At 72.1% G+C, this 11,340-nt stretch carries 11 protein-coding genes; 7 read left to right on the top strand and 4 right to left on the bottom strand.

Annotation, left to right across the window (positions count from 1 at the left end):
• The first annotated feature begins 103 nt into the window (after window positions 1–103).
• From ACZ4VK_RS29955 to ACZ4VK_RS29935, 5 genes are read left to right on the top strand one after another with little or no spacing between them, the layout of a single operon-like run.
• A complete protein-coding gene (locus ACZ4VK_RS29955; protein ID WP_468358848.1) occupies window positions 104–1,201 on the top strand; it encodes a FecCD family ABC transporter permease in 1,098 nt (365 codons plus the stop codon).
• Complete coding sequence (locus ACZ4VK_RS29950; RefSeq protein WP_468358755.1) at window positions 1,198–2,301, top strand: FecCD family ABC transporter permease; 1,104 nt, start codon at window positions 1,198–1,200, stop codon at window positions 2,299–2,301. The genes ACZ4VK_RS29955 and ACZ4VK_RS29950 overlap by 4 nt, the downstream gene beginning before the upstream one ends.
• Entirely contained in the window at window positions 2,298–3,194 is an 897-nt protein-coding gene (locus tag ACZ4VK_RS29945) for an ABC transporter ATP-binding protein (protein ID WP_468358752.1), read from the top strand. Before ACZ4VK_RS29950 ends, ACZ4VK_RS29945 begins: the two co-directional genes overlap by 4 nt.
• Before the next feature lie 26 nt (window positions 3,195–3,220).
• On the top strand, window positions 3,221–4,795 hold the full coding sequence (locus tag ACZ4VK_RS29940; RefSeq protein WP_468358749.1) for an amidohydrolase: 1,575 nt from the start codon (window positions 3,221–3,223) through the stop codon (window positions 4,793–4,795).
• Window positions 4,796–4,824: 29 nt separating this feature from the next.
• Window positions 4,825–5,031 carry a hypothetical protein gene (locus ACZ4VK_RS29935; protein ID WP_468358746.1) on the top strand — a complete coding sequence of 69 codons (207 nt, stop codon included), beginning with the start codon at window positions 4,825–4,827 and terminating at the stop codon, window positions 5,029–5,031.
• A 244-nt stretch (window positions 5,032–5,275) separates the two neighbouring features.
• Here ACZ4VK_RS29935 and argB read toward each other — a convergent pair whose 3' ends face one another.
• From argB to ACZ4VK_RS29920, 3 genes are all read right to left on the bottom strand, one after another.
• Entirely contained in the window at window positions 5,276–6,169 is an 894-nt protein-coding gene (gene argB, locus ACZ4VK_RS29930; protein WP_468358744.1) for an acetylglutamate kinase, read from the bottom strand.
• Window positions 6,170–6,357: 188 nt separating this feature from the next.
• Window positions 6,358–7,089 carry a hypothetical protein gene (locus ACZ4VK_RS29925; RefSeq protein WP_468358741.1) on the bottom strand — a complete coding sequence of 244 codons (732 nt, stop codon included), beginning with the start codon at window positions 7,087–7,089 and terminating at the stop codon, window positions 6,358–6,360.
• Window positions 7,090–7,235: 146 nt separating this feature from the next.
• Window positions 7,236–7,931 carry a beta-glucanase gene (locus ACZ4VK_RS29920; protein WP_468358845.1) on the bottom strand — a complete coding sequence of 232 codons (696 nt, stop codon included), beginning with the start codon at window positions 7,929–7,931 and terminating at the stop codon, window positions 7,236–7,238.
• 253 nt (window positions 7,932–8,184) lie between these two features.
• Here ACZ4VK_RS29920 and ACZ4VK_RS29915 point away from each other — a divergent pair, with 253 nt between their 5' ends.
• Window positions 8,185–8,868 carry a hypothetical protein gene (locus ACZ4VK_RS29915; protein WP_468358738.1) on the top strand — a complete coding sequence of 228 codons (684 nt, stop codon included), beginning with the start codon at window positions 8,185–8,187 and terminating at the stop codon, window positions 8,866–8,868.
• A gap of 101 nt (window positions 8,869–8,969) precedes the next feature.
• Here ACZ4VK_RS29915 and ACZ4VK_RS29910 read toward each other — a convergent pair whose 3' ends face one another.
• Window positions 8,970–10,538, bottom strand: coding sequence for a pectate lyase family protein (locus ACZ4VK_RS29910; protein ID WP_468358734.1), 1,569 nt, complete (start codon window positions 10,536–10,538; stop codon window positions 8,970–8,972).
• Window positions 10,539–11,051: 513 nt separating this feature from the next.
• Between ACZ4VK_RS29910 and ACZ4VK_RS29905 the strand changes: the two genes are divergently transcribed.
• On the top strand, window positions 11,052–11,228 hold the full coding sequence (locus tag ACZ4VK_RS29905; RefSeq protein WP_468358731.1) for a hypothetical protein: 177 nt from the start codon (window positions 11,052–11,054) through the stop codon (window positions 11,226–11,228).
• Window positions 11,229–11,340: the final 112 nt, after the last annotated feature.

The raw sequence follows: 11,340 nt of genomic DNA, 5'->3' as shown, positions 1-11,340 counted from the left end.
GTTGACCGCTCGATACGGTTCGGTTAGCCTCACCTAAGTCGTGATCCGCCGGTCCGTGCGCCGTGGGGCTCTCGCCGTACATCTGAACCGCCGCCAGGGGGAGTTGTCGTTGTCCGTCGAATCCCGGGTGGTGTCGGGACAGCAGAACCACCCAGCGGAAGAGGCACCCGAACGGGCGGCGCCGCCGCCACCGTCGGGTCGCACCGGGGCCGCCTTCCGGAGCTTAGGACTGGTCCTCGCCCTCGCCGCCCTCGTCCTGGCCGGACTCCTCAGCATCTGGGTGGGCACCCGGGGCATCCCCTTCACCGCCACCTGGAACGTCCTGTGGAACCCGGACGGTTCGGAGACCTCGGTCATCATCCATGACTACCGCATCCCCCGGACCCTCCTCGGCGTGCTCGTCGGCATGGCGCTCGGCCTCGCCGGCGCCCTCATGCAGGCCCTGACGCGCAATCCGCTCGCCGATCCCGGCCTGCTCGGCGTCAACCTCGGGGCCTCCGCCGGCGTGGTGGTGGCCATCGCCTTCCTCGGCATCGCCGCCCCCCTCGGCTACGTCTGGTTCGCCCTCGCGGGCGCCGCCGCCGCCTCCGTCGGCGTCTTCCTCCTCGGCTCCTCCGGCCGGAAACTCGCGTCTCCCGAGCGGCTCGTCGTCGCCGGCGCCGCCGTGACCGCCGTCCTTTACGCCTTCAACTGGGCGATCCTGCTGCTCAACCCGAGGGCCTTCGACCAGTTCCGCTTCTGGACCGTGGGCTCCCTGGCGGGCCGCTACCACGACATCGTCCTGCTGACCCTGCCGTTCACGGGCGTCGGCCTGATCATCGCCCTCGTCCTCGCCCCCTCGCTCAACGCCCTGGCCATGGGTGACCAGATGGGCCGGGCCCTCGGCGTGAACGTCGGCCGGACCCGCGTCCTGGGGGCCGTCGCCGTGATGCTCCTCTGCGGGGCCGCCACCGCCGCCGCCGGGCCGATCGGCTTCGTGGGCCTCGCCGTACCGCACATCGCCCGGTTCGTCGTCGGCCCCGACCAGCGGTGGGTGTTCGCCTACTCGGCGCTGATCGCCCCCGTCCTCCTCATCGGCGCGGACGTCGTCGGCCGGCTGATCGGCGCCCCCGGCGAGGTGCAGGTCGGCATCGTCACCGCCTTCATCGGCGCCCCCCTGTTCATCGCCCTGTGCCGCCGCCGAAAGCTGGCCATGCTGTGACCGCCGTACGGGAGGCGAAGACCTCCGCGCCCGAACCAGCCGCTGGTGGCCTGCCCCGCGTCGTCAGCGGCCGGGTCGTCCGTACCCGCTCCGGCGGCATCTCCCTGCGCGTCCACGGCCGCACCGTCGCCGTCACCGCGGCCCTCCTCCTCGCGCTCGTCGCCGTCATGGGCGTCACCCTCACCACCGGCGACTTCGACCTGTCCGTCGGAGAGGTCCTCGCCGCCCTCACCGGCGACGGAACCGGAATCGCCGACTTCGTCGTCAACACCCTGCGCATGCCCCGCCTCGTGACCGCCCTCTGCGTCGGCGCCGCCCTCGCCGTGAGCGGCGCCATCCTGCAGAGCATCACGGGCAACCCCCTGGGCAGTCCCGACATCATCGGCTTCACCAACGGCTCCGCCGTGGGCGCCCTCGTCGTGATCGTCGTCCTGCACGGCAGCATGACGCAGATCGCGCTCGGCGCGCTGATCGGCGGACTCGCCACGGCCCTCGCCGTCCATCTCCTCATGCTCGGCAGGGGGATCCAGGGCTTCCGGCTCGTCGTCATCGGCATCGGCGTCAGCGCCCTCCTCCTCGCCGTCAACTCGTATCTGATCACCCGGGCCACCTTCCAGGAGGCGCTGGAGGCACAGGCCTGGCTGATCGGCAGCCTGGGGAACCGGCTCTGGACCCACGCGAACGCCATCGGACTCGCCGTCGCCGTGCTGCTGCCCCTCGCCTTCCTCCTCTCCCGCCGCCTCTCCATGGTCGAGATGGGCGACACCACGGCCATGGCCCTCGGCGTCGACGTGGCGCGGACCCGCACCACGCTCCTCGTGATCAGCGTCGCCCTCGCCGCGTTCGCCACCGCCGTGACCGGCCCCATCTGGTTCGTCGCCCTGGCCGCGCCCCAAGTGGCCCGCGGACTCACCCGCTCGTCAGGCCCCGCCCTGCTGCCGTCCGCCCTCATGGGCGCCGTCATGCTCGCCGTCAGCGACCTCGCCGTGCAGCGGCTCTTCGCCCCCGCACTCCTGCCGGTGGGCACCGCGACCGGCTGCGTCGGCGGGCTCTACCTCATCTGGCTACTGGTCTCCGAGTCGCGAAAGAGCCGCGCATGACAGCAGAGAACCGTCCGGCATCCCGCCCCGCCGCCCGCCTGCGCGCCGAGAACCTGACCCTCTCCTACGACCAGCGGACCGTGGCGACCGACCTCGGCGTCGAGATCCCCGACCGCTCCTTCACCGTCATCATCGGGCCGAACGCCTGCGGCAAGTCCACCCTGCTCACCGCCCTCGCCCGGATGCTCAAACCGCGCGCCGGTCAGGTGTACCTCGACGGCGCGGCCATCGCCTCCTACCGCTCCCGCGAGGTCGCCCGCCGGCTCGGCCTGCTCCCGCAGTCCTCGACCGCACCCGGCGGCATCACGGTGGGCGACCTGGTGGCCCGCGGCCGCTACCCCCACCAGGGCATCCTGAAGCAGTGGTCCGCCGACGACGAGACCGCCGTCGTCGAGGCCATGCGGCAGACCGGCGTGCTCGAACTCGCCGAACGGCCCGTCGACGACCTGTCCGGAGGCCAGCGCCAGCGCGTCTGGCTCTCCATGGTCCTGGCCCAGCAGACCCCCATCCTGCTCCTCGACGAGCCGACCACCTTCCTCGACATCGCGCACCAGGTCGAGGTCCTCGACCTCTGCGCCGAACTCCACGCCCGCCGGGGCCACACCATCGTCGCGGTCCTCCACGACCTCAACCAGGCGTGCCGCTACGCCACCCATCTCATCGTGATGCGCCCCGGCGGAGTGATCGCGGCCGAGGGCGACCCGTCGACCGTCATGACCGCCGAGCTCGTCGAGGACGTGTTCGGCCTGCCCTGCCGGATCATTGACGACCCCGAGACGGGAACCCCGCTGATGGTCCCGGCCGCCCCCAGGCGATACGAGCCGACCGGCACCGGCACGGCGGTGGACCCCGCCGCGGAGGAGACCGCCGCGGTGATGACCAAGACCTTCTGACCACAGCGACCGGGAACGGACTGCCCATGCTCTGTACGAGGCTGACGAACGCGCGCTTTCTCACCATGGACCCGGACCACCCCGTCGCCCACGACCTCGGCATCTGGCGGGGACGGATCGTGGGCCTCGACGCGGCGGCGACCTCGCTGCCCGCCCGCGAGGTCGTCGACCTCCAGGGCGCCACCGTCCTTCCGGGCTTCATCGACAGCCACGTCCACCTGGCCTGGGCGGGCCTGAAGGCGAACACCCCCAGCATCGCGCCCTGCGAGCGCGTCGAGGACGTCCTCGCCGTCGTGGCCGAGGCCGTCACCAGGAAGGCCGCGCCCGGAGCCTGGGTGGACATCGCCGGCTACGACCAGCGGGCCCTGGGACGCCACCTCACCGCCGCCGAACTCGACCGCGTCGGTCAGGGCCGCAAGATCTTCCTCATGCACGACTCCGGGCACGCCTGCGTCGTCAACAGCGCCGTCCTCGACCTGCTCCCCGCCGACGTGCCCCACCAGGACGGCTTCCTCGCGGAGAGCGCCATGGCCGCCGTACGGAGGCTCCGGCTGCCGTACTCCCAGGAGGAACTCGCCGACGCCATCGAACGCGCCGGCCGCACCTGCCTCGACGAGGGCATCACCGCCTGCGCGGAGGCGGGCATCGGCGGCGGTCTCCTCGGACACAGCCCCGTCGAACTCGGCGCCTACCAACTCCTCAGGGGCCGGGGCCGCCTGCCCCTACGGGTACAGCTCATGGCCGCGGGCGACACCCTGCGGCCGCGCGCCGCCCACCGCGACGACGGCATCCCGCGCGCCCTCGACCTCGGCCTGCGCACCGGCTTCGGCGACGACTGGCTCTCCCTCGGCGCCCTCAAGATCTACACCGACGGCGGCATGATGGCCCGTACGGCGGCGCTCACCGAGCCGTACGAGGGCATGTCCCACACCGGACAGTTCCAGGACGACCCCGAGCGGATCGCGGACCTCGTCGTCGACGGCCACCTCGCCGGCTGGCAGCTCGCCGTCCACGCCATCGGGGACCGCGCCGCCGACCTCGCCCTCGACGCCCTCGAACGGGCCCAGCGGCTACGGCCCCGCCCCGACGCCCGGCACCGGGTGGAGCACGCCGGCCTGATCCGCCCGGACCAGCTGCCGCGCTTCGCACGGCTCGGCGTCAGCGCCGTGGTCCAGCCCCACTTCCTGCGCTCCTTCGGCGACGACTACGCGGACGTCATGGGGGAGCGGCGGGCGCCCTGGATGTACCGGGGCCGCGGATTCCTCGACCACGGGATCACGCTCGTCGGCAGCTCGGACCGGCCAGTGACGGACGGATCGCCGCTGCGGGCCATCCAGTTCATGGTCGAGCGCGCCTCGTCCTCGGGCCGGCTCATCGGCCCGGACGAGGGCGTCACCGTCGACGAGGCCCTGCACGCCTACACCACCGCCGGCGCGTACGCCTGCCACTGGGACGACAGCGCGGGCAGCCTCTCGCCGGGGAAACGCGCCGACCTCGTGGTCCTCGGGGACGACCCCCGGCGCGTCGACACCGCACGCATCGGCGACATCGAGGTCCTGGCGACGTACGTCGACGGGCGCACGGAGAAGGGAACGCTGTGAGCACGGGAGAACGGGCGGAAGAGAAGCGCATGGCACGGTTCGCACCCCTGTGGGCCGCGCCCGCCGCGCCGCCGCGGTGGGTGATCTGGCACCCGGACGCGGAGACCATGGTCTTCGACAGGGAGCTCAACGTGCCCGTGGACGTCGACGACGCGTCCCTGGGCGAGGTCCTGCGCCGGATGCGCGAGGCCGGCGTACCGGAGAGCGACGAGTACCCGGGACGGGCCTGCGGATAGCGGCGCTGTCGGGGGAAGCGGGGCCGGCGCATGGGGCGCGGGGGGCGCGATGCGCGCCTGCGGTGCGCGCGGGGTGTGCGGTGCGCGCGGTTCGGGCGGCGCTCGCGGTGCTTGCGGTTCGGGCGGCGCTCGCGGTGCTTGCGGTTCGGGCGGCGCTTGCGGTTCGGGCGGCGCGCTCGCGGTGCTTGCGGTGCCTGCCGTGCCTGCGGTGCGCGGCGCCCCTGGGGGGCGCCGCGCAGGGCGGTCAGACGGGGGCGTGCTCGCCCACGGGCGTCGCGTCGGGCAGCACCGTGGTACCAGGACTCTCCTCGGTGAGGACGCCACGGAGGACGGCGTGTGGTGTCCGGCCGTCGAGGACGTGGACCCGCCCGACTCCCGACCGGACGGCACGCAGACACCCCTCCATCTTCGGCAGCATCCCGCCCGTGAGCGCGGGGAGCAGGGCGTCGAGCTCGCCGGCGCTCAGACGGGGGATCACCTCGGTGCTGTGCGGCCAGTCCGGGCAGAGCCCGGGGACGTCGGTGAGCATCACGAGCCGGTCGGCGCCGAGGGCCACGGCGAGGGCCGAGGCCGCGAGGTCGGCGTTCACGTTGTAGATCTGGCCGTCCGTGCCGCGTGCGACGGGGGAGACGACCGGGATACGGCCTCCGGCCAGGAGGTTCCGTACGGTGTCGGGGGCCACGGTCACGATGTCGCCGACGAGACCGATGTCGACGGGCCGGCCGTCCACCCAGGCGGGGCGGCGCACGGCGGTCAACGTGTGTGCGTCCTCGCCCGACATGCCGACGGCGAAGGGTCCGTGGGCGTTGATGGCGCCGACGAGGTCCCGCTGCACCTGTCCGGTCAGCACCATGCGGACCACGTCCATGGCCTCCGGCGTGGTCACCCGCATCCCCGCCTCGAACCGGACCTCGAGGGCGAGGCGGTCGAGCATGTCGCTGATCTGGGGACCGCCGCCGTGCACCACGACCGGATGCAGCCCCGCGTGCCACAGTTCGACGACGTCCTGCGCGAACGACCGCCGGAGAGCAGCGTCGATCAGGGTGCTGCCGCCGCACTTGAGGACGACGGTCCGGCCCTGCGACTCCTCCCCGGTCGAACAGCCACTGGCTTCGGCCACAGCGACCCGTAAGGCCATGCTTCCGTCTCTCCTGAAGAGTGGGGACGTGGGGACGCACGCCCGGGAGGGAACACCCACGTCGGCGCGCTGAAACTTAACTTAGCCTAACCTAAGCGTCCTTGAGGTGGAATCGGCCGCACGGTCGCACACCCGGGGGGTGAACGGCTGCAACTGCTCATCACCTACGACGAGTTGAGGGCGACGGCTCAGACGGGTGAGCCCCACGCCGACGTCAGGCCGTCGAGCCACGCCGGGGGCAGCTCGGCTGCGTCCCATTCCTCGTGCAGGGCCGACGGCGTCACGGCGAGGCGTTCCAGTACGGCGACGCTGGTGGGGGAGTGGACGAGGGAGTAGCGGCCGTGGATCGCGATCGGGCTGCCCGGCCCGTACTCCGCGTACAACCGCTCCAGACGCGCGCGGTGGGCCGAGGTGAACTCCGTGAGCCGCCCCGGATATCCGGCCCGCTGACGGGGGCTCATCGTGCGCAGCACGGCGCCGAGCACCTGCTCGGTCACCTCCGGGTCGAGGTCCGACACCTCGGCGAACGACAGATAGAGCGGCGTGACCGCCACCTTCGCCCGCTCCATCTCCGCCCGGCCGACGGGGGAGCGCTCGTCGGGCGAGGAGGCCGAAGGACCGGCGGTGACGGCCCGGACCAGGGCCCGCTCCGCGAGGGCCCCGAGGTCGTCGGTGGCGGCCCGGACGCCGTCGGACCAGCCGGAGGCGTAGAGCGCCCCCTTCTCCTCCGGGGCGCTCGGAGGGGTCTCGCCGAGCTCCGTGTGCGCGAGGGCGAGGGCGCCGGCCTCCACGAGCCCGATCAGCTCCTCGGCATCGCCGGTGTAGACCCCCGCGCGGGCGAGAAGCTGGAGGAGCGTGCTCTTGGCGTTGAGCACACTGGCCGCGTCGAGCTGCTGCCGTCCCTCGTCGGCGGTGTTCATGGGGAGTCCTCCTCGTCGTACGGACGCACGGTGCTGGCGCGCGGAACGCTCCGTCGGAGCCTACGCAACGCCCGTTCCCGGAACGCCCGCCTCCCCCTCGTGTTCCCGATCGAGGCCGGCCGCGGGTCGCCCGTACCGGAGAAGGCTCAGTCCCGGTACACGCGCAACTCCGCGACCTCGTACGACATCTCCGACACGCCGGGATCGGGCGCCGGATGGTAGCGGCCCGCGCACACCGACAGGTTCACGATGAGATGGGCCTTCCAGGAGTGCCCCACCCCGCGCCGGTCGTCGAAGACCCGGACCCCGTTGACCCACCACACCACGCTGCGGGCACCGAACTCGACCCGGAGATCGACCCACGCCCCGGGCTGGACGGCCGGGTCCCGGAAGTAGAGGTGCCGGCCCCGGACCCGGTTCGACAGCTCAAGGAGGTCCGGGTTGTCGGGGTGGTACTCGAAGACGTCGACCTCCTGTCCGCCGTCCAGCCAGGTCCAGATCGCCGGCCAGGCGCCCGTTTCCACCGGCAGCCGCACCCGCGCCTCCAGGACGTCGCCGGCCCGCACGAGGAAGCCCTCGGGACTGCCCTCCGTGGTGAGCAGCCCCGCGTCCCAGTTGCCGTCGGACCGGCGGGTCGCCCGGAACACGCCCGTCCTGCTGTACGCGGGGTCGGTCACGAGGTGGTCGAGCTTGTTGTCGCCCGGATTGGTCGGCCCGCCGCCGGGATACGCCCAGGACCGGCCGGCGGTCCACTGATCGGCGGAGGAGAAGTCCGCGTCGAGCACGAGGGTCCCTGGAAGTCGCGGGGGCCCGCCCGGCGACGCCGCCCTGCCACGTCGCAGCAGCCGGTCGAAGAAGTGGGACAGCACGGCACGCTCCTTTCGTCCCGGTACGGCCGGGCCGTACCGGTTCGAGGCTGCCCACCCCGTACCGCCCGCACGCGGCGAGCCGCCCGATGGCGACAAGTCGTCACCGGAGCCACGACGGCCCGGCCACCCTCCGGTGGCGACAGGTCGTCACCGGAGCCTCGGCGGCCCGACGACCCGCCTGGCGGTGACGGTGCATCCGTCACCCCGCCGGCTCGTTGACCACCGCATGAAGGAAGACATCACACCTCGTCCACGTCTCCGGCTCCGACTCCTCGCCGCGGGCGTCGCCGCGCTCGTGCTCGGCATCACGGGTGCGCAGAGCACGCACGCGACCTCCGACCCCGGCTGCCCGGCGGCGGAGATCTTCGCGACCGACAACACCGCGATCATCACGGACCCGGACGATCCCCGACTCAGCACCCGCCTGACCCGCTTCGACCACGAGGTGCGCGCGATCATCCGCGCCCACGGCGCCCGCCCGCGCTCCTCGACGCTCCTCGACGGCGTCTTCTGGTCCGACGACCTGCAGCAGGCCACGTACGAGCGGTCACGCGAGTTCGACGTCGACAGGGTGGGTCGTGACGGGCTCCGCCACATCGCCGGCGTCATCGCCAAGGAGTACGACCAGGAGGCCGTGCTCACCTTCCGCTGCCTGCCCCGGACGTCGCCGGAGACGGACGCGGTCGAGATCGAGGTGCCGGGCGTCGGGGCGAGCGGTCTGCGCGAGGCGCTCGTCGCGGACCCCGAGGCCCGCGAGAAGCTCGGCGGAGGCTCGGTCACCCTCGACGGCCGGCTCGTCCTCGTCGCCCCGATCGCCGATCTGCCGCTGGCGCGGAGGTTCACGGCCGCACTGGGGGCCGACTGGAACGAGGCGCAGGTGCGCTACGGCGACCGGGAGTTCGTGAGCTGAACGGGCGGTACACGCGCGCGCGTGAGGGTGGCGGTCCGGGGCCGGGGAGCCGGACCCGGACCGCCGACGGGCTGCAACCGCCGACGGTCCGGAGGAGAGGGCTATCCGGCGTAGGTCTCGAACTCGGCCACCCGGGGGGTGCCGGTCGAGCTGACGATCTCGAAGGTGATCTTCTGCAGCGCGGTGCGGGGCACGGTGATGACGCCCGCCCCGCTGCCCGACGCCAGTACGGCCCCGGTGTCGCCGTTCAGGACCCTCCAGGACCGGATGGCGCCCGTCGCGCCCGCCGCCTCACGGATGGCGAGGGAGGAGACGGTGGTGGTGGTGCCCCACTTGATCGACACGGACCCGGTCGAGCCGGCCGGTGACCAGTAGGTGCTCAGGTTGCCGTCCCGTACGTTGCCGTAGCTCGTACCGTCGGCCTTGCTCGAACCGTCGGACCCGGCCCCGATGCTGAGGTTGGTCCCGCCCGGCTGGGTCGGCCCCGGCGTGGGCGTGGTGGGGCCCGGCGTGGGGGTGGTCGGCTGCGGGGAGGGCGTCGTCGGGGTGGGGGAGGGCGACTGCGGCGAGCAGGTGCCGTCCGACACCTGAAGCCCCTTACCGGCGCCCGCCGTTCGGCTGACGACGTCCGGAACGCAGCCGGCGGCGTCGGAGGTGAAGGCGTACGGGATGGCGACGGTGGTGTTGGACTGCGGGTTCGGCCCGGCAGGGTTGTTGTCGGTGCCGGGGGCCGACCAGGTCACGTTGTCGAAGACGTTGCCACTGACCTGCCAGTACCCGGCCGCGTCCGTGTAGAAGGTGCCGAGGACGTCCTTGGAGTCCTCGAAGTAGTTGTTGTCCACCTTGGCGCGGGCGCCGGCCCGGGAGTTGATGCCGGACTCGTTGATCCGCACGTAGTGGTTGTTGTACATGTGGGCGATGCCGCCGCGGAGCAGAGGCGCGCGCGAGTCGATGTTCTCGTACAGGTTGTGGTGGTACGTGATGAAGCCGTTCGAGAGCTCCGTCTCGCTGGATCCGACGAGGCCGCCGCGGCCGGAGTTGCGCAGGATGCTGTACGACAGGGTGACGTACTGGGTGTTGTCCTTCATGTCGAAGAGGCCGTCGTAGCCCTCGGACTCGCCGCCCGAGGCCTCCAGCGTGACGTGGTCGACCCAGACGTTGCGGACGCCGCTCTCCATGCCGATGGCATCACCGCCGTTGGAGATGGGGGAACCCGACTTCTTGACGTTCTTGACGGTCACGTTCTGGATGATGATGTTGCTGGACTCGCGGATGTGGATGCCGAGTTGGTCGAAGACGGCGCCCGCTCCGACCCCGACGATGGTGACGTTGCTGATCTGCTTCAGCTCGATCACGCCGGCGGCGGTGTTGCAGCTGGTGCCGGACACCTTGGCGGTGTTGGCGTGGTTGACGGTTCCCTCGACCTGGATGGTGATGGGGGTGCTGCTGCTGGCCCGGCCGCAGAGGGCCGCGTGGATCTGGGTTCCGGTGGTGGCGCGCACCGTCTGTCCGCCCGCGCCGCCGGTGGTTCCGCCGTTCTGCGTCGCGTACCCACTGACGCCGCCGGTGGCCGCGGACGCCTCGGGCATCGCCAGCACCACACCGGTCGCGGCCGCCAGGGCCATCGCGGCCGTGGCCGCGTGGAGTCGCCGTACGACTGGTCGTTTCATGGTCGCCGTCCTTCTTGTCTTCGAACACTGGGGGGTGGGGATGGGGGTGGGGATGGCCGTTCAGTCCAGAAGAAACCGTCCATGGGCAGCCGTCGGAGAGACGCCCATGGACGGATGGAAAGCGCTTTCTGTCCCGGGACAATAGGGTGGCCCCTGAGGCGTGGCAAGACTTCGCGCAACGACGGATGCGAAGCACCGGGCAAAGGCCCGCGGCTCACCGAGGGGCTGGCCCGCAAGGCCGCCGGAAGCCCGGCGGGTCCTCAGCTTCGCCGTGGGGACGAGCGCTCGAAGACCATGGCACGTACGGAAGTTGACCCCGAACAAGAAGATCGGTGAGGCATGAAGCGTCCAGGCTCAGCGGCGTGCGCCCACGACCGCCGCGGCACGACGAGGACGAGGTCCTGATCGACCCCGGGCACCGAGGCCAACGGATTCCGCGACTACTGCCGGCCCCCGACCGACCGGGTGTTCGTCATCCGCCGGCTCCCGGAGTCCGAGCTGCCGGCGCGGTTGATGGCCGATCAGGAAAACCTGCCCGGCCTCACCGACGGAACCGACGGGGTCACGGATGCGGTGCGCGCGGAGTTCCCGCACGAGGTGCGGACCCATCGCGACCGCCTCGCCGCTCTCACCGAGCAGCAGGCGACACTCGACGCCCATCTACGAGAGGCCCGTCGGCCGGTACGGTGACGGCCGCCACTCGACCGCGCATGGAGATCGACGAGCAGCGGCACAGCGAAGAGCAGACGATACGGCCAGGGGGTCCTTCGGTCCCACGGGAACCGAAGGACCTGACTTCAAC

Source organism: Streptomyces sp. NPDC028711 (genome assembly GCF_055565415.1).
Note: the sequence above shows the minus strand (reverse complement) of the source record. Positions and strands in the feature narration are given on the sequence as shown.